Source organism: Burkholderia sp. Ac-20345 (genome assembly GCF_017104825.1).
Taxonomy (GTDB): domain Bacteria; phylum Pseudomonadota; class Gammaproteobacteria; order Burkholderiales; family Burkholderiaceae; genus Burkholderia; species Burkholderia lata_B.
Window position 1 is genome coordinate 1 of record NZ_JAAGPO010000217.1, and the last position, 16,648, is coordinate 16,648.

The 16,648-nt window shown below is 65.8% G+C and carries 19 protein-coding genes; 15 read left to right on the forward strand and 4 right to left on the reverse strand.

Going from position 1 to position 16,648, the window contains the following annotated elements:
• Window positions 1-124 precede the first annotated feature (124 nt).
• From G3O06_RS40595 to G3O06_RS40630, 8 genes are all read left to right on the forward strand, one after another.
• The gene (locus tag G3O06_RS40595; RefSeq protein WP_043186999.1) at window positions 125-529 is read left to right on the forward strand and encodes a dihydroneopterin aldolase; all 405 of its coding nucleotides are present in this window, start codon (window positions 125-127) and stop codon (window positions 527-529) included.
• Window positions 526-1,521 (forward strand): tRNA 2-thiocytidine(32) synthetase TtcA, encoded by a 996-nt coding sequence (gene ttcA / locus G3O06_RS40600; RefSeq protein ID WP_174985421.1) that lies wholly within the window; start codon window positions 526-528, stop codon window positions 1,519-1,521. Before G3O06_RS40595 ends, ttcA begins: the two co-directional genes overlap by 4 nt.
• A 135-nt stretch (window positions 1,522-1,656) precedes the next feature.
• The gene (glmU, locus tag G3O06_RS40605; RefSeq protein ID WP_205819464.1) at window positions 1,657-3,018 is read left to right on the forward strand and encodes a bifunctional UDP-N-acetylglucosamine diphosphorylase/glucosamine-1-phosphate N-acetyltransferase GlmU; all 1,362 of its coding nucleotides are present in this window, start codon (window positions 1,657-1,659) and stop codon (window positions 3,016-3,018) included.
• 50 nt (window positions 3,019-3,068) lie between these two features.
• Window positions 3,069-4,886 (forward strand): glutamine--fructose-6-phosphate transaminase (isomerizing), encoded by a 1,818-nt coding sequence (gene glmS, locus G3O06_RS40610; protein WP_175001015.1) that lies wholly within the window; start codon window positions 3,069-3,071, stop codon window positions 4,884-4,886.
• A gap of 129 nt (window positions 4,887-5,015) precedes the next feature.
• On the forward strand, window positions 5,016-5,381 hold the full coding sequence (locus G3O06_RS40615; RefSeq protein ID WP_205819465.1) for a type II toxin-antitoxin system RelE/ParE family toxin: 366 nt from the start codon (window positions 5,016-5,018) through the stop codon (window positions 5,379-5,381).
• Window positions 5,374-5,694 (forward strand): DNA-binding transcriptional regulator, encoded by a 321-nt coding sequence (locus G3O06_RS40620; RefSeq protein WP_011353433.1) that lies wholly within the window; start codon window positions 5,374-5,376, stop codon window positions 5,692-5,694. Before G3O06_RS40615 ends, G3O06_RS40620 begins: the two co-directional genes overlap by 8 nt.
• Before the next feature lie 67 nt (window positions 5,695-5,761).
• On the forward strand, window positions 5,762-6,229 hold the full coding sequence (locus G3O06_RS40625) for a hypothetical protein (protein WP_205819466.1): 468 nt from the start codon (window positions 5,762-5,764) through the stop codon (window positions 6,227-6,229).
• Window positions 6,229-6,447, forward strand: a complete 219-nt coding sequence (locus tag G3O06_RS40630) for a hypothetical protein (RefSeq protein WP_174917149.1) — start codon at window positions 6,229-6,231, stop codon at window positions 6,445-6,447. The genes G3O06_RS40625 and G3O06_RS40630 overlap by 1 nt, the downstream gene beginning before the upstream one ends.
• A 118-nt stretch (window positions 6,448-6,565) precedes the next feature.
• Here G3O06_RS40630 and G3O06_RS40635 read toward each other — a convergent pair whose 3' ends face one another.
• On the reverse strand, window positions 6,566-7,402 hold the full coding sequence (locus G3O06_RS40635) for an FTR1 family protein (protein WP_174974434.1): 837 nt from the start codon (window positions 7,400-7,402) through the stop codon (window positions 6,566-6,568).
• A 12-nt stretch (window positions 7,403-7,414) separates the two neighbouring features.
• Window positions 7,415-7,747 (reverse strand): cupredoxin domain-containing protein, encoded by a 333-nt coding sequence (locus G3O06_RS40640; RefSeq protein ID WP_174917147.1) that lies wholly within the window; start codon window positions 7,745-7,747, stop codon window positions 7,415-7,417.
• 349 nt (window positions 7,748-8,096) lie between these two features.
• Here G3O06_RS40640 and G3O06_RS40645 point away from each other — a divergent pair, with 349 nt between their 5' ends.
• Entirely contained in the window at window positions 8,097-8,297 is a 201-nt protein-coding gene (locus tag G3O06_RS40645) for a heavy-metal-associated domain-containing protein (protein ID WP_059695248.1), read from the forward strand.
• A gap of 59 nt (window positions 8,298-8,356) precedes the next feature.
• Here G3O06_RS40645 and G3O06_RS40650 read toward each other — a convergent pair whose 3' ends face one another.
• Together G3O06_RS40650 and G3O06_RS40655 are read right to left on the reverse strand one after the other, a co-directional pair.
• Window positions 8,357-9,847: an aldehyde dehydrogenase gene (locus G3O06_RS40650; RefSeq protein ID WP_174974436.1), complete on the reverse strand. Its 1,491-nt coding sequence runs from the start codon at window positions 9,845-9,847 to the stop codon at window positions 8,357-8,359.
• Between the two features lie 97 nt (window positions 9,848-9,944).
• A complete protein-coding gene (locus G3O06_RS40655) occupies window positions 9,945-10,496 on the reverse strand; it encodes a cupin domain-containing protein (RefSeq protein WP_089426670.1) in 552 nt (183 codons plus the stop codon).
• A gap of 455 nt (window positions 10,497-10,951) precedes the next feature.
• Between G3O06_RS40655 and G3O06_RS49395 the strand changes: the two genes are divergently transcribed.
• The 6 genes from G3O06_RS49395 to G3O06_RS40680 form a co-directional block, all read left to right on the forward strand.
• Window positions 10,952-11,137: a hypothetical protein gene (locus G3O06_RS49395; protein ID WP_043184603.1), complete on the forward strand. Its 186-nt coding sequence runs from the start codon at window positions 10,952-10,954 to the stop codon at window positions 11,135-11,137.
• 283 nt (window positions 11,138-11,420) lie between these two features.
• Window positions 11,421-12,209, forward strand: coding sequence for a gamma-glutamyl-gamma-aminobutyrate hydrolase family protein (locus tag G3O06_RS40660; protein WP_205819467.1), 789 nt, complete (start codon window positions 11,421-11,423; stop codon window positions 12,207-12,209).
• Between the two features lie 30 nt (window positions 12,210-12,239).
• Window positions 12,240-13,577: a glutamine synthetase family protein gene (locus tag G3O06_RS40665; RefSeq protein ID WP_174974441.1), complete on the forward strand. Its 1,338-nt coding sequence runs from the start codon at window positions 12,240-12,242 to the stop codon at window positions 13,575-13,577.
• A gap of 37 nt (window positions 13,578-13,614) precedes the next feature.
• On the forward strand, window positions 13,615-15,057 hold the full coding sequence (locus G3O06_RS40670; RefSeq protein WP_089457055.1) for an aspartate aminotransferase family protein: 1,443 nt from the start codon (window positions 13,615-13,617) through the stop codon (window positions 15,055-15,057).
• Window positions 15,058-15,118: 61 nt separating this feature from the next.
• Window positions 15,119-16,237, forward strand: coding sequence for a polyamine ABC transporter substrate-binding protein (locus G3O06_RS40675; RefSeq protein WP_174917142.1), 1,119 nt, complete (start codon window positions 15,119-15,121; stop codon window positions 16,235-16,237).
• A 188-nt stretch (window positions 16,238-16,425) separates the two neighbouring features.
• The coding region (locus G3O06_RS40680) for an ATP-binding cassette domain-containing protein (protein WP_205819468.1) at window positions 16,426-16,648 on the forward strand (223 nt) is incomplete at its 3' end.

A 16,648-nucleotide genomic window follows, 5' to 3' on the forward strand; every position in this document is an offset into this window, starting at 1 on the left:
CACAACGGAAGCCTACCGACGAAAAGCGGGAAAGCATACCTGTTTTACCTTTTGCGGTCAATCACTTAAGCTTGCGTCCGCGCAACGCCGCGCCACCCCCGACGACTCACCGATCCAACCGACCATGTTTTCCGCTCTCCTGCACCCCCGCCTCGCGGACTGCCGCAGGCTCTACCTGCGCGACTACGAAGTGCACATCAACATCGGTGCCTTCGAACACGAGAAGCGCGGCGAGCAGCGCGTCGTCATCAATGTCGACCTGTTCGTGCCGCTCGCGCTGTCCACCCCCGTCGACGACCGGCTGCATGAAATCGTCGACTACGATCTGATGAAGCAGAGCGTCACGCAATGCCTGGCGCGCGGCCACATCCACCTGCAGGAAACGCTGTGCGACGCGATCGCCGCGCGCCTGCTGGCGCACGATGCCGTGCGCGCGGTACGCGTCTGTACCGAGAAACCGGACGCTTATCCGGACTGCGACGCCGTCGGCGTCGAAGTCTTTCGCATCAAGGACGAGGAGCGCGCATGAACGCCCCCCACATGAATGACACGGCGGCCGATGCCGCCACCCTCGACGCGACCGCCGCCCCGGCCGGCCGCCCGGTGCTGACGCGCCGCGAACAGAAGGACGCGTACGAGAACAACAAGCTGTTCAAGCGGATCGTGCGCCAGGTCGGCCAGGCGATCGGCGACTTCAACATGATCGAGCAAGGCGACAAGGTGATGGTGTGCCTGTCGGGCGGCAAGGACAGCTATGCGATGCTCGACGTGCTGCTGCGCCTGCGCGAGCGCGCGCCGATCGATTTCGACATCGTCGCGGTGAACCTCGACCAGAAGCAGCCGGGCTTCCCCGAGCACGTGCTGCCGGAATACCTGAAGCAGGTCGGCGTGCCGTTCCACATCGAGAACCAGGACACCTACAGCATCGTCAAGCGGCTCGTGCCCGAAGGCAAGACGACCTGCTCGCTGTGCTCGCGGCTGCGCCGCGGGATCCTGTACCGCGTGGCCGGCGAGCTCGGCGCGACCAAGATCGCGCTCGGCCACCACCGCGACGACATCGTGCAGACGCTGCTGCTCAACATGTTCTACGGCGGCAAGCTGAAGGGGATGCCGCCGAAGCTGCAGTCGGACGACGGCAAGAACATCGTGATCCGCCCGCTCGCGTACGTGAAGGAAACCGATCTCGAGAAATACGCGGAACTGCGCGAATTCCCGATCATCCCGTGCAACCTGTGCGGCAGCCAGCCGAACCTGAAGCGCGCGGAAATGAAGGCGCTGATCCGCGACTGGGACAAGCGCTTCCCGGGCCGCGTCGAGAACATGTTCAACGCGCTCGCGAAGGTCGTGCCGTCGCACCTGATGGACACGACGCTGTACCCGTTCCAGTCGCTGCGCGCGACCGGCGTTGCCGATCCGCAGGGGGACATCGCGTTCGACGAGGAACCGTGCGCGTCGGGCGACGACACCGCGGCGCCGGGTGGCGCCCGGCCGATCTCGATCGTCCAGTTCGACGACCTGTAAGCGGGGCCGGAACCCCGGCCGGAACGGCGCGCCAGCCGCCCGTTCCGGCGTTGCAGCCACGCCGCAGCAGGCCCGGAACGGCGGAGGCCGCATGCTAAAATGGACGGCTTCGAACTCTTCTGACAAGCTGGCGCCATGAATATCGTGATTTTGGCGGCAGGCACCGGCAAGCGCATGCGTTCCGCGCTGCCGAAAGTGCTTCATCCCCTGGCCGGCAGGCCGCTCCTCTCCCACGTCATCGACACCGCGCGCACGCTGCAGCCGTCCCGGCTCGTCGTCGTCGTCGGTCATGGCGCCGAGCAGGTCCAGGCCGCCGTCGCCGCGCCCGACGTTCAGTTCGCGGTGCAGGCCGAGCAACTCGGCACCGGCCACGCGGTGCGCCAGGCATTGCCGCTCCTCGATCCCGCGCAACCGACGCTCGTGCTGTACGGCGACGTGCCGCTCACCCGCGAATCGACGCTGCAGCGCCTCGTCGACGCCGCGCGCGAAGGCCGCTACGGGATTCTGACCGTCACGCTCGACGATCCGACCGGTTACGGCCGCATCGTGCGCGACGCGTCCGGTTTCGTCACGCGCATCGTCGAGCAGAAGGACGCGTCGCCGGACGAGCTGAAGATCGCCGAGATCAACACCGGCATCATCGTCACGCCCACGGCCCAGCTGTCGATGTGGCTCGGCGCGCTGAAGAACGAGAACGCGCAGGGCGAGTACTACCTGACCGACGTCGTCGAACTCGCGATCGAGGCCGGTTTCGAGGTCGTCACCGCGCAGCCCGACGAGGAATGGGAAACGCTCGGCGTGAACAGCAAGGCGCAGCTCGCCGAGCTCGAGCGCATCCACCAGCGCAACATCGCCGATGCACTGCTCGCCGACGGTGTCACGCTCGCCGATCCGGCGCGCCTCGACGTGCGCGGTACGCTGCGCTGCGGCCGCGACGTGTCGATCGACGTGAACTGCGTGTTCGAAGGCAACGTGACGCTCGCCGACAACGTGACGATCGGCGCGAACTGCGTGATCCGCAACGCGTCGGTCGGCGCAGGCACGCGCATCGACGCGTTCACGCACATCGACGGCGCCGAACTCGGCGCGCACACCGTGATCGGCCCGTACGCGCGGCTGCGCCCCGGCGCGCAGCTCGCGGACGAAGCGCACGTCGGCAACTTCGTCGAGGTGAAGAACGCGGTGATCGGCCACGGCTCGAAGGCGAACCACCTCTCGTACATCGGCGACGCCGACATCGGCGCGCGCGTGAACATCGGCGCGGGCACGATCACCTGCAACTACGACGGCGCGAACAAGTTCCGCACCGTGATCGAGGACGACGTGTTCGTCGGCTCCGACACGCAGCTCGTCGCGCCGGTGCGCGTCGGCCGCGGCGTGACGATCGCCGCCGGCACGACGATCTGGAAGGACGTGGCCGACGGCCTGCTCGCGTTGAACGAGAAGACCCAGACCGCGAAGAGCGGCTACGTCCGCCCGGTCAAGAAGAAAACTTAACATCACGCGGGTGCCATACGGCGCCCGCTTCCATATAGAAGGTAGATTTCATGTGCGGCATTGTCGGCGCAGTTGCGCAGCGTAATATCGTTCCGGTGCTGATCGAAGGTTTGCGGCGCCTCGAATACCGTGGCTACGACTCGTGCGGCGTCGCCGTGCTCGAGCCGGACGCACCGAAGCGCGCGCGCAGCGTCGCACGCGTCGCCGACCTCGACACGCAGGTGCGCGAGTCGCACCTCGAAGGCACGACGGGCGTCGCGCACACGCGCTGGGCAACGCACGGCGCGCCCGTCACGCACAACGCGCACCCGATCTTCTCGTCGGACGCGCTCGCGCTCGTTCACAACGGCATCATCGAGAACTTCGAATCGCTGCGCGAAGCGCTGCGCGCGAAGGGCTACGAATTCGTGTCGCAGACCGACACCGAAGTGATCGCCCACCTCGTGCACAGCCTGTATCGCGGCAACCTGTTCGATGCGGTGCGCGAAGCGGTGGGGCAGTTGCACGGCGCGTATGCGATCGCCGTGATCCACAAGGACCAGCCGCACACCGTCGTCGGCGCGCGCCAGGGTTCGCCGCTCGTGGTCGGCCACGGCGACGGCGAGAACTTCCTCGCGTCCGACGCACTCGCACTCGCGGGCAGCACCGACCACTTCACGTTCCTCGAGGAAGGCGACGTGTGCGAGCTGTCGCTCGACGGCGTGAAGATCGTCGACCGCCACGGCGCCACCGTGCAGCGCGAGATCCGCGTGGTCAGCGCATACGGCGGCGCAGTCGAACTCGGGCCGTATCGCCACTTCATGCAGAAGGAAATCTTCGAGCAGCCGCGCGCGATCAGCGACACCGTGCCGCAGACGGACGCGTTCGACGCGACGCTGTTCGGCGACGCCGCGCCCGCCGCGTTCGCGGAAATCGACAGCCTGCTGATCCTCGCGTGCGGTACGAGCTACTACTCGGGCCTGACCGCGAAGTACTGGCTCGAATCGATCGCGAAGATCCCGACGCAGGTCGAGATCGCGAGCGAATACCGCTACCGCGAATCGGTGCCGAACCCGCGCCAGCTCGTGCTGGTGATCTCGCAGTCGGGCGAGACGGCCGATACGCTCGCGGCGCTCAAGCACGCGCAGTCGCTCGGTCATGCGCACACGCTGGCCGTCTGCAACGTCGCGACGAGCGCGATGGTGCGCCTCACCGAAATGCAGTTCCTGACGCACGCGGGCACCGAGATCGGCGTCGCGTCGACGAAGGCGTTCACGACGCAGCTCGTCGCGCTGTTCGTGCTGGCGGCCACGCTCGGCAAGCTGCGCGGGCATGTCGACGCCGCCCAGGAAGCCGAGTTCCTGAAGCAGTTGCGCCACCTGCCGGCCGCGCTGAACAGCGTACTCGCGCTGGAGCCGCAGATCATCGCGTGGTCGGAGGAGTTCGCGCGCAAGGAAAATGCGCTGTTCCTCGGCCGCGGGCTGCACTACCCGATCGCACTCGAAGGCGCGCTGAAGCTGAAGGAAATCTCGTACATCCACGCCGAGGCCTATCCGGCCGGCGAACTGAAGCACGGGCCGCTCGCGCTCGTCACGGAAGCGATGCCGGTCGTCACGGTCGCGCCGAACGACACGCTGCTCGAGAAGCTGAAGTCGAACATGCAGGAGGTGCGTGCGCGCGGCGGCGAGCTGTACGTGTTCGCCGATGCCGACACGCAGATCGTCAACGACGACGGCCTGCACGTGATCCGGATGCCGGAGCACTACGGGCAACTGTCGCCGATCCTGCACGTCGTGCCGCTGCAGATGCTCGCGTATCACACCGCATGCGCACGCGGCACCGACGTCGACAAGCCGCGGAATCTCGCGAAGTCGGTGACGGTGGAGTAAGGCTGGCCGCCGGGATGGCCTCTGCCGGGCCGTCCCGGGTGCGTACCGGCGTGAAGCAGGCCATTCGGCCAGGTCGAAATAGCTACCACGTAGTGGTATATAATCCTGTGCTAACTCGACCGGCCCGACATGCCTGCTTCCGTACGACGCGTCTTCAAGACGAAGTGGTTTCACAAGGCAGCGAGAAAATCAGGTATCGCCGATGCCGAACTCTGCCGCGCTGCGCAGGAACTGGCGCGCGGCCAGGGCATCGAGCTCGGCGGCAACGTCTGGAAAAAGCGCCTGGACGGCAATCGGCAGCGCGGCATCGTGCTGAGCAAGGTCGGGCGGGCGTGGGTGTTCGTGTTCCTGTTCGCGAAACGCGATCGGGACGACATCGACGAACGCGAGCTGCGCGCCTTCAGAAAGCTCGCCGCGGATATCGGGCGCCGCAGCGACACCGAGATCGCGACGCTGATCGCACTGAAAGAGCTTGTGGAGATTTGCAATGGCTAAGAGTCGATTCAAGAGCGATGCGACGGAGGCGATCCACAGCGCCGCGTCGGGCCTCTATCGCGCCAAGCTGATCGACAAGAAGACGATGCGCGAATACGACGATCTCTGCATCGAGGCCGCCCCGCAGTTCGATCCGGAAGCGATCGCCCGCATCCGAAAATCCGTCAACGTCAGCCAGAGCGTGTTCGCGCTCTACCTGAACACGACGGCGTCGACGATCCGCCAATGGGAACAGGGCGACAAGCGGCCGAGCGGCATCGCGGCCCGGATGCTCCAGATCGTCGAGAAGCACGGGCTCGAGGTGTTCTCCTGAGCCGCTGCCCCGAATGCGCATGCACCGCCGGCCGAACGCGGGCCGCAAGGAATATGACGGAGAGACAATGGTAAGACTGATTGGATGCGGTTTGCTGGCGCTGACGTTCGCGTCGACGGGCTGGGCCGCCGAGCATTACGTCGAGGTCTGGAACCCGCCCGAGGCACGGAAGCCGGCAGCCCATGCGCCGGAAGCCCGTACCCCCGCCGCACACACCGGCGCCGATGCGCGCACCGGCAAGAGCGCGGAGAAGCACGCAAATGCCACACCGAAAGCCGCGGTGAAGCCGCACAAGCGTCGCGTCGCGCAAGCGGTGAAAGCCGGTTCGCATCGTCCGCCCGCCGCCGCGGCCGAGGCACCGGCCGCTCCGCGCCCCGTCGCGCAGCCCGCACCGGGCCGCCTGACGGTGATGCAGCCGGCAGCGCCCGATGCGCAACACGCGCCCAGCTACTCCAACATCCCGCGGCAATACACACCGGACGGCAACGTGCTGCAGGTCGGCACGCACGGCCGCTCTGCGGAGGTGACTCGATAATGGAAGCGCAAACCTACCACGGCTACCAGATCTGGGGCCACGCGATCCTGCAGCAGGACGAGATCCTGCAACCCGAGCGCTTTGCCGGGAGCGGCACGATCACGCAGAACAACAAGCTGGTCGAGGCATCCGGCGTGCTCGGCGTGTTCGACACCGAGGACGACGCGCGCGACGCGGGGCTCGAATGGGCCCGCGCCTGGATCGACAGCCACAGCTGACCGGGCGCGGCGCGCCCAACCGGCGCGTTGTCGCCGACGCCGCGCACGTGCCGGCCGCACACCGCACATGAAAAAAGGGGCGTCATGGACGCCCCTTTTTTATTCGAACCCGGACAACTCAGGCCGCGGGCCGTGGCGGCCGCACTGCCGGCTGCGGCCGGCCGACGAGCCGTGACAGCCCGACGATCGCGGCCAGCGTCGCGAGGTACGCGACGATCTGGATGCCCGCCGGGCGCGCGGTATAGCCGATCAGCGTATGCAGCGCCTTGCCGACGATGCTGGTTTCCTTGAGCAGCCACGACGTATCCCAGATCGCATCGCCCCACGACGGCACGAGGCCGGCCGCGAGCAGGAAGCCGACGCACTGGCTGGCCATCCCCGCCGCGAGCAGCACGATCAGCCAGTTGGTAACGGAGAACAGGCGCTTCAGCGGAATCTGCAGCAGGCCCGCATACATCCCGTAGCCGAGCCCTGCGCCGCCCAGCACGCCGAGCAGCCCGCCGACGATCATCTGCGGCGTCTGCCCCGGATCGCCCGCCGCGATGCCGTACAGGAACAGCACGGCCTCGGAGCCTTCGCGCAGCACCGCGACGCCGACCACGATCGCCAGCCCCGTCAGCGGTTTGCTGCCGGCCGCGACGGCACGTCCGACCGCTGTCATCTGCATCGCCATCTCGCGACCGTGCCGGCTCATCCAGATGCTGTGCCACGCGAGCATCAGCGTCGCGACGAACATCACGCCCGCGTTGAAGACCTCCTGCCCCATGCCGGACGCCCACTGCGAAATCACGTCGGCGAACGCCGCGATCAGGCCGGCGCCGATCACGCCGCCAACCAGCCCGCCGCCGACCCACCAGCCGCGCCGCGGCACGCCCTTCGTGGCGGCCATCACGATCGACACCACCAGCGCGGCCTCGAGCACTTCACGAAAGACGATCAGGGCAGTAGACAACATGGCGATATAGGCTTACTTGACGGTCAGGTGCGTCTTCGACTGCGCTTCGTGGTACTCGTCGTGGAATTCGTACGTGCCGGCCTTCAGCGGCCCGACCAGGATTTCCACCGACTTGCCGGCGGGCACGACCTTCTCCGCCTTGAAGTCGTCGCTCTCGAATTCGGCAGGCGTCGCGTCGAGGTTCTTCACGATGAACTTCACCTTCTTGCCGGCCGGGATCGTTACGCCGTCCGGCGAAAACTTGTGGTCCTTCAGGGTCAGGTTGACGACATCGTCGGCCGCGAATGCGGACGTTGCCGACGCGCCCAGCAGGGCCAGCGCGAAGCCGAAAGCGAAACGGTTCATGTAGGTAACGAATTGAAATATCAGAGAGGATTGATACTAAGAGCGATTCGCATTTTCACCTCGCGTACCCTTACTCTCAATATGGTGATCGTGCTTCATGGATTGCCGTCGCGCGTTGCCCGGCAAGGCATCCGCCCTGCTCAGCCCGAAACGCTTCGCCGTCAATCAGGACAAGTTCCGAATGACGTCAAAGGCCCGATCGACATTCATCAGACTTCACCTTTACAACATGCTGTCACCACATCGAAGCCGCGACACCGATTCCCGGCGACACGCGTACGCTTGACCTTCCCACCGTGGCAAGCTTCATGCTGTCGATGCTTGTCAATCGTCAACTCAGGAGAACACGATGGAATTCGAAGTCCAGGACATGACTTGCGGCGGCTGTGCCAATGCAATCACGCGCGCGGTAACCGCCGCCGATCCCGCCGCGAAGCTCGACATCGACGTCGCGGCGAAGATCGTCAAGGTCGAATCGGCGCAAGGCGCCGAGCGCGTGCAGTCGATCATCGAAGCCGCCGGCTTCCACCCCGCGCTGCGCTCCGCTTGACGCACGCACGCCGCGGGCGCACCGCCTGATATAGCGGTGCGCCCGCACCCGGTATCGCGTCAGCGCAGCCGGATCAGCGTCGACTTCAACTCGGTGTACTTCTCGAGCGCGTGCAGCGACTTGTCGCGGCCGTTGCCCGACTGCTTGTAGCCGCCGAACGGGAAGTTCATGTCGCCGCCCTCGTCGTAGCAGTTCACCCACACGGTGCCCGCACGCAGCCGGCGCGACACGTCGTGCGCGGTCGTCAGGTTCGACGTCCACACGGCCGCGGCCAGCCCGTACTCGGTATCGTTCGCGATCCGCACGGCCTCGTCGACGTCGTCGAACACGATCACCGACAGCACGGGCCCGAAGATCTCCTCGCGTGCGATCTTCGCATCCGGCTTCACCTCGAACACCGTCGGCTCCACGTAGAAGCCGCCCGTTTCCTCCTTCACGCGCGCACCGCCGGTGACGAGCCTGCCTTCGCTGCGTCCGGCCTCGATATAGCCGAGCACGCGCTCGAGCTGGATGCCGTCGACGATCGCACCCATCGACACCGACGGATCGAGCGGATTGCCGGGCACATATGCGCGCGCGGCCGCGACGAGCTTCTCGATGAACGCATCCTTGATGTCGCGATGCACGAGCAGCCGCGAACCTGCCGTGCACATCTCGCCCATGTTGTAGAAGATCGCGCCGGCGGCAGCCTGCGCCGCGCGGTCGAGATCGGGACAATCGGGCAGCACGATGTTCGGCGACTTGCCGCCGAGTTCGAGCCACGCGCGCTTCAGGTTCGACTGCGCGGCGTACTGCATGATCAGCTTGCCGACCGCCGTCGAGCCCGTAAACGCGATGCAGTCGACGTCGCGATGCAGTGCGAGCAGCTTGCCGGGCTCGCCCGCGCCCGGCACGACGTTGAACACGCCGGCCGGAATGCCGGCCTCGTACGCGAGCTGCGCAACACGGATCGCGGTCAGCGGCGATTTCTCCGACGGCTTCAGCACGACGCTGTTGCCGGCCGCGAGCGCGGGGCCGAATTTCCACGCGGCCATCAGGATCGGGAAATTCCACGGCACGACGGCGGCCACCACGCCGACCGGCTCGCGCGTGACGAGACCGACGAGATGATGATCGGCCGGCGCGACCTCGCCGCCGACCTTGTCGATCGCTTCCGCAAACCATTCGACGCAGTACGCGGCGCCCGGCACATCGACCGTCGTCGTGTCGCCGATCGGCTTGCCGGCGTCGAGCGTCTCGAGCAACGACAGCTCGTCGAGATGCTCGCGCATCAGCGCGGCCCAGCGCAGCAGCACGGCCTTGCGCGCACGCGGGTTCAGCCCGGCCCACACGCCTGCGTCGAACGCGCGGCGCGCGGCCGCGACGGCGGCGTTCACGTCGGCTTCGCCGCAATCGGCGACCTTCGCGAGCACGCGGCCGTCGATCGGGCTCACGCAGTCGAACGTCTTGCCGCCATGCGCGTCGCGCGACGCGCCGTCGATGAATGCGCGCCCTTCGATCTTGAGCGACGCCGCCTTGTCCTGCCAGTCAGCCAAAGTCAACTTGTTCATCAGGATGCCTCAGTTTTTTGGCATTCGCGATGCGGCACGCCGCTGCGCGTGACGCGCAGGCGGCCGGCAGCGAATGCAGTGACGCGCGGTGGGAAGGTCAGAAGGTCGCCGGCGAATTGGCCGAGACGACCTCGCAGATCAGGTCCGCGCTGGGATTGCGAAAACGGTGCGGCAAACGGCTTTCGAAGTAGTAGCCGTCTCCGGGGTCGAGCAGCCACGTCGCGCCGTCGACGGTCAGCTCGAGCCGGCCCGACACGACGACCCCGCCCTCGTGCCCCGCGTGCACGAGCATCTCGGGCCCCGTATCGGCCTGCGGCTGGTAGATCTCGCGCAGGATGCACATGTTGCGGTCCTTCATGCTCGCGCCGACCAGATGAAACGCGAGCGTGTCGTTGCCGAGGTTCGGCATCTCGTCGCGACGCGACACGACCGAGCGCGATTCGACGAGCTCGAACGTGAAGAACTCCGCGAGACTCATCGGGATGCATTCGAGCAGCTTCTTCAGCGAGCCGACCGACGGGCTCACGCGGCCCTGTTCGATCAGCGAGATCGTGCCGTTGGTCACGCCGGCCCGCTTCGCGAGTTCACGCTGCGACAGGCCATGCTTGTTGCGCACGAAACGCAGGCGCTCGGCGACTTCGGTGGACATCGATTCGGTTTCGGACACGATAAGTGCGATGACAAAGTGAAACGACGCAGTGGACAGCCGTTGAATATTCTAATCACTTTATGCCGTGCATCAGCGGGGAAAACCCTGAAAGGCGTTCGAAATAATGAACACCCTGTCGATTATTCCGTTTGCGAATCTTTTGTTCGCACTGCTCGGGAAAGCCCTGATGCAGCACTGTTAAAAAACATTTGACGCCGTTTTTGGCTCGTATATGCTGGCTCTCAGGTTAGCGTCATCAAGCATTCATCGGCAGCAAAAAACGTTATTGCAACGCAAAAATTGATGCCCATCAATGTAAATAACGCGTAACCGGCGCCTTGATTATTTTAAACGCCCAGCGCGTCGAAACGGTCAGGTGTTCAATACTTTCAACAACCCAGTCGAGTGTAATCGTGAGAGTCCGTGGCCCTCTGGTGAGGTGGGATCGAGGCGATGTGCGAAGTTTGCGCAGCGCGGCGTCCGCTTCCGACGACGGCAGTTGCGGCTGGCATAGTCCTCGCCTGCTTCATCTGTCGATCTACACCATCCTGTCCCGTCGTTCCGTTCGGCGTCACAACGCCGTATCCGCACGCGCATTCGTCGCCGTCGATACCGACGAAGTGGCGTCGCTGCTGCCGTAGCGCCTCTCCTTTCTTTACGTCGTTCGTTTCGTCTGCCGATTCGCCAACCGCATCCTTCGTGCGGTGACGGAACGCGTTCGCGCATTCGTTGCCGCGTCGCGACTCGCAATGAAACGAACGACGGCCTGATCGTCGCGCGCAGCGCGGATCGCCACGCCATCCCGTTGCGCCCATTCACCAGCGGCCCTGCGTCTCGCGCAAGGCTGCGGGGCTGTTGCACGCCGGCGTTTCGCCACATCCGGCAAGACATCCGCAACAACCCTACGGATAACTGATTGACGTCATGGAAAGAAGGAAACCCCTCGTCGGCATCACCGCCGACCACACGCAAATCGGCGCACACGCGTCGCATACGGTCGGCGACAAATACGTCGCCGCGATCGTCGACGGCGCGCAAGCGTTCGCGATGGTGCTGCCCGCGCTCGGCGAGCGCCAGTCGGTTGACGACGTACTCGACGCGGTCGACGGCCTGCTGTTTACCGGCAGCTACTCGAACGTCGAGCCGCACCTGTACGGCGGCGAACCGAGCGCGCCCGGCACGAAGCACGACCCGGCCCGCGACGCGACCACGCTGCCGCTGCTGCGCGCGGCGATCGCCGCGGGCGTGCCCGTGCTGGCCGTCTGCCGCGGCTTCCAGGAGCTGAACGTCGTCTGCGGCGGCACGCTGCACCAGCGCGTGCATGAAGTGCCGGGCTTCGCCGATCACCGCGAGGACGACGACGCGCCGATGGACACGCAGTACGGCCCCGCGCACGTCGTGCGCCTGACGCCCGGCGGCAAGCTGCACGCGCTCGCCGGCGGCCGCGACGAAGTGCACGTGAACTCGCTGCACAAGCAGGGCATCGCGCAGCTCGGCTCCGGCCTCGCCGTCGAGGCCGTCGCGCCGGACGGGCTGATCGAAGCCGTGAGCGTCGTCGATGCACCGGCCTTCGCCCTCGCCGTGCAGTGGCATCCGGAATGGCGCCATGCGCAGGACCCGCTGTCGAGCGCGATCTTCCGCGCCTTCGGCGATGCCTGCCGCGCCCGCCGCGCTGCCCGCACGCGCGCCATGGCCGCCGCCGCGCTCGCCTGAGCGCGCCGACCCAAACCAACGAGAACAGACATGCAAGACATCGAAGATTTTCTGAAGCAGCACCGGATCACTGAAGTCGAAGCGATCATTCCCGACATGGCCGGCATCGCGCGCGGCAAGATCACGCCGCGCAACAAGTTCACGTCCGGCGAATCGATGCGCCTGCCGCAGGCCGTGATGGTGCAGACCGTCACCGGCGAATATCCGGAAGACGGCTCGCTGACCGGCGTGACCGACCCCGACATGGTGTGCGTACCCGACGCGTCGACGATCCGCCTGATCCCGTGGGCCATCGACCCGACCGCGCAGGTGATCCACGACTGCGTGCACTTCGACGGCTCGCCGGTCGAGATCTCGCCGCGCTACGTGCTGCGCCGCGTGCTCGACCTGTACAAGGCAAAGGGCTGGAAGCCCGTCGTCGCGCCCGAGCTCGAGTTCTACCTGGTCGACATGAACAAGGACCCCGACCTGCCGCTGCGTCCGCCGGTCGGCCGTACGGGCCGCCCCGAAACGGGCCGCCAGTCGTATTCGATCGAGGCCGTCAACGAGTTCGACCCGCTGTTCGAGGACATCTACGAGTACTGCGAAGCGCAGAACCTCGACATCGACACGCTGATCCATGAAGTCGGCGCCGCGCAGATGGAGATCAACTTCATGCACGGCGACGCGCTGTCGCTGGCCGACCAGGTGTTCCTGTTCAAGCGCACGGTGCGCGAGGCCGCGCTGCGCCACAACATGTACGCGACGTTCATGGCCAAGCCGATGGAAGACGAACCGGGTTCGGCGATGCACGTGCACCAGAGCATCGTCGACGAGGAAACGGGCGAGAACCTGTTCACGTCGAAGGAAACCGGCGGCGCGACGTCGATGTTCTACAACTACCTCGCAGGGCTGCAGAAGTACACGCCGGCACTGATGCCGATCTTCGCGCCGTACATCAACTCGTATCGCCGCCTGTCGCGCTTCATGGCCGCGCCGATCAACGTGCAGTGGGGCTACGACAACCGCACGGTCGGCTTCCGCATCCCGCACTCGGGCCCGTCGGCACGCCGCATCGAGAACCGCATCCCGGGCGTCGACTGCAACCCGTACCTCGCGCTCGCCGCGACGCTCGCGGCCGGCTATCTCGGCATGACGCAGCGCCTGGAGCCGACCGAGCCGCTCGTCAGCGACGGCTACGACCTGCCGTACCAGCTGCCGCGCAACCTCGAGGAAGGGCTGACGCTGATGGCCGCGTGCGAGCCGCTCGGCGAGATCCTCGGCCACAAGTTCCTGAAGGCGTATTTCGCGCTGAAGGAAACCGAATACGAAGCGTTCTTCCGCGTGATCAGCTCGTGGGAACGCCGCCATCTGCTGCTGCACGTCTGAGCGTGCACCCGACCGAATACGGAATCACGGAGGAAACATGACTTACCGCAACGAATCTGCCTGGGTCCAGCCGGCCGCACCGAGCGCCACGGCCGCTGCGCCGCGCGCGACGCAGGCGCGCACGACCGCCGAATACCGCGCGCTCGACGCCGCGCACCACATCCACCCGTTCTCCGACATGGGCGCGCTGAACCGCGCGGGCAGCCGCGTGATCGTGAAGGCCGACGGCGTCTACCTGTGGGACTCGGACGGCAACAAGGTGATCGACGGGATGGCCGGCCTGTGGTGCGTGAACGTCGGCTACGGCCGCAAGGAACTCGCCGACGCCGCGTATCGCCAGATCCAGGAACTGCCGTTCTACAACACGTTCTTCAAGACCACGCACCCGCCGGTGATCGAGCTTTCCGCGATGCTCGCGGAAGTCACGCCGGCCGGCTTCAACCACTTCTTCTATTGCAACAGCGGCTCGGAAGGCAACGACACCGTGCTGCGCCTCGTGCACCAGTACTGGCGTGTGCAGGGTCAGCCGCAGAAGAAATACGTGATCTCGCGCAAGAACGGCTATCACGGCTCGACGATCGCCGGCGGCACGCTCGGCGGGATGGGCTACATGCACGAGCAGATGCCGTCGAAGGTCGAGCACATCGTGCACATCGACCAGCCGTATTTCTTCGGCGAAGCGGCGGCCGGTGAAACGCCGGAAGCGTTCGGCCTGGCCCGCGCGCAGCAGCTCGAGGCGAAGATCCTCGAACTCGGCGCGGAGAACGTCGCGGCGTTCATCGGCGAGCCGTTCCAGGGCGCGGGCGGCGTGATCTTCCCGCCGTCGACGTACTGGCCGGAAATCCAGCGGATCTGCCGCAAGTACGACATCCTGCTGGTGGCCGACGAAGTGATCGGCGGCTTCGGCCGTACCGGCGAATGGTTCGCACACCAGCATTTCGGCTTCGAACCGGACCTGATCACGATGGCGAAGGGCCTCACGTCGGGCTACGTGCCGATGGGTGCCGTCGGCATTCACGAGCGCGTGGCTCGGCCGATCATCGACAACGGCGAATTCAACCACGGCCTCACGTACTCGGGCCACCCGGTCGCGGCGGCCGTCGCGGTCGCGAACCTGAAGCTGCTGCGCGACGAAGGGATCGTCGAACGCGTGAAGAACGACACGGGCCCGTACTTCCAGGCCCTGATGCGCGAAACCTTCGCGCGTCACCCGATCGTCGGCGAGGTGCATGGCCACGGCCTCGTCGCGAGCCTGCAGCTCGCCGAAGCGCCGGCCGAACGCCGCCGCTTCGCGAACGGCGGCGACGTCGGCACGATCTGCCGCGACTTCTGCTTCAACGGCAACCTGATCATGCGCGCGACCGGCGACCGGATGCTGCTGTCGCCGCCGCTCGTGATCTCGCGGCCGGAAATTGATGAACTCGTATCGAAGGCGAAAAAAGCAGTCGATGCAACCGCCCAGCAACTGGGTATTTCGTAACGGTTTTGCCTACAGGCGTGCGGCGAGCGCCGCACGCCGCCATTACCAGGGGAATTCCACCATGCGTGCCTGCTTTCTTCGCCAAGCCTGTTCTGTTGCCGCCCTTGCCGCCACGGCAGCGTTCACGTCGGTCGCCAGCCCATCGGCGCACGCCGCCGATGAGCTGAACGTCTACAACTGGTCCGACTACATCGCACCGGACACGATCCCGAACTTCCAGAAACAGACGGGTATCCACGTCAAGTACGACAACTACGACAGCGACGACACGCTTCAGGCGAAGCTGCTCGCCGGCAGTTCGGGCTACGACATCGTCGTGCCGACGTCGAACTACATGGCCAAGCAGATCCAGGCCGGCGTGTACCAGAAGCTCGACAAGTCGAAGCTGCCGAACCTCGCAAACCTCGACCCGCTGCTGATGAAGATGATCTCGGATGCCGATCCGGGCAACCAGTACGGCGTGCCCTGGGCCTACGGCACGGACGGCATCGGCTACAACGCGCAGGCGGTGAAGAAGGCACTCGGCGACAAGGCGCCGGTCGACAGCTGGGCGCTGGTGTTCGACCCGGCCAACATGGAAAAACTGAAAGGCTGCGGCGTATCGTTCCTCGACCAGGCGGTCGACGTGTTCGCCGCCACGCTGCAATACATGGGCAAGGATCCGAACAGCAAGAACCCCGGCGATTACCAGGCTGCCTTCGAAGTCCTGAAGAAAGTCCGCCCGTACATCACCCAGTTCAACTCGTCCGGCTACATCAACGACCTCGCGAACAACGACGTGTGCGTCGTGGTCGGCTGGTCGGGCGACGTCGGCATCGCGCACCGCCGCTCGTCCGAAGCGAAGCGTTCGTACGACATCAAGTTCTCGAACCCGAAGGAAGGCGGCCTGCTGTGGTTCGACGTGATGGTGATCCCGAAGGATGCGCCGCACCCCGAGGCCGCACTGAAGTGGATCAACTATGTGTCCGATCCGAAGGTCAACGCGGCGATCACCAACACGGTGTTCTACCCGACCGCGAACAAGGCCGCGCATCAGTTCGTCACGCCGGCCGTCGCGCAGGACCCGACCGTCTACCCGCCTGAAGACGTGCTGAAGAAGATGGTGCTGATGAAGCCGATGCCGGCCGACATCCTGCGCCTCGAAAACCGCCTGTGGGCCCAACTGAAGACCGGCCACTGATCGCCGTGAATTCCGGCGGCGCAGGCATCGCTGGACGCCTGCCCGCCTGAGATCCGCGGACCTCCGTCCGCCCGCGCGCGCCGCGCGCACTGTTCCATCCGGCACGAGCCGTCGTCCGTGAGTCGCGTTGCGCGCCTCGCGCGGGGACGCTCACGCCTGCAATCCGTGAAGAACGAATGGTGAATCCCATGCAATCGATACCCTCTTCCGCAGCTGCACGACAGACCCAACCGGCCCCCGCGGCCCGTACGCAAAACGACGCTTTCGTCCGCATCGAAAACGTCGTGAAGAAATTCGGCGACAGCACCGCCGTCGACAACGTGAACCTGACGATCGCGAAGAACGAGCTGTTCGCCTTGCTCGGCAGCTCGGGCTGCGGCAAGTCGACGTTGCTGCGCATGCTCGCCGGGC

Coding starts and splice junctions, on each gene's coding strand:
- ttcA (WP_174985421.1), top strand. CDS start 526: ATGAACGCCCCCCACATGAATGACACGGCGGCCGATGCCGCCACCCTC.
- G3O06_RS40650 (WP_174974436.1), bottom strand. CDS start 9,847: ATGAACAAGTTGACTTTGGCTGACTGGCAGGACAAGGCGGCGTCGCTC.
- G3O06_RS40655 (WP_089426670.1), bottom strand. CDS start 10,496: ATGTCCACCGAAGTCGCCGAGCGCCTGCGTTTCGTGCGCAACAAGCAT.
- G3O06_RS40620 (WP_011353433.1), top strand. CDS start 5,374: ATGGCTAAGAGTCGATTCAAGAGCGATGCGACGGAGGCGATCCACAGC.
- G3O06_RS40675 (WP_174917142.1), top strand. CDS start 15,119: ATGCGTGCCTGCTTTCTTCGCCAAGCCTGTTCTGTTGCCGCCCTTGCC.
- G3O06_RS40660 (WP_205819467.1), top strand. CDS start 11,421: ATGGAAAGAAGGAAACCCCTCGTCGGCATCACCGCCGACCACACGCAA.
- G3O06_RS40635 (WP_174974434.1), bottom strand. CDS start 7,402: ATGTTGTCTACTGCCCTGATCGTCTTTCGTGAAGTGCTCGAGGCCGCG.
- glmU (WP_205819464.1), top strand. CDS start 1,657: ATGAATATCGTGATTTTGGCGGCAGGCACCGGCAAGCGCATGCGTTCC.
- G3O06_RS40630 (WP_174917149.1), top strand. CDS start 6,229: ATGGAAGCGCAAACCTACCACGGCTACCAGATCTGGGGCCACGCGATC.
- G3O06_RS40640 (WP_174917147.1), bottom strand. CDS start 7,747: ATGAACCGTTTCGCTTTCGGCTTCGCGCTGGCCCTGCTGGGCGCGTCG.
- G3O06_RS40615 (WP_205819465.1), top strand. CDS start 5,016: ATGCCTGCTTCCGTACGACGCGTCTTCAAGACGAAGTGGTTTCACAAG.
- G3O06_RS40645 (WP_059695248.1), top strand. CDS start 8,097: ATGGAATTCGAAGTCCAGGACATGACTTGCGGCGGCTGTGCCAATGCA.
- G3O06_RS40625 (WP_205819466.1), top strand. CDS start 5,762: ATGGTAAGACTGATTGGATGCGGTTTGCTGGCGCTGACGTTCGCGTCG.
- G3O06_RS40670 (WP_089457055.1), top strand. CDS start 13,615: ATGACTTACCGCAACGAATCTGCCTGGGTCCAGCCGGCCGCACCGAGC.
- G3O06_RS40665 (WP_174974441.1), top strand. CDS start 12,240: ATGCAAGACATCGAAGATTTTCTGAAGCAGCACCGGATCACTGAAGTC.
- glmS (WP_175001015.1), top strand. CDS start 3,069: ATGTGCGGCATTGTCGGCGCAGTTGCGCAGCGTAATATCGTTCCGGTG.
- G3O06_RS40595 (WP_043186999.1), top strand. CDS start 125: ATGTTTTCCGCTCTCCTGCACCCCCGCCTCGCGGACTGCCGCAGGCTC.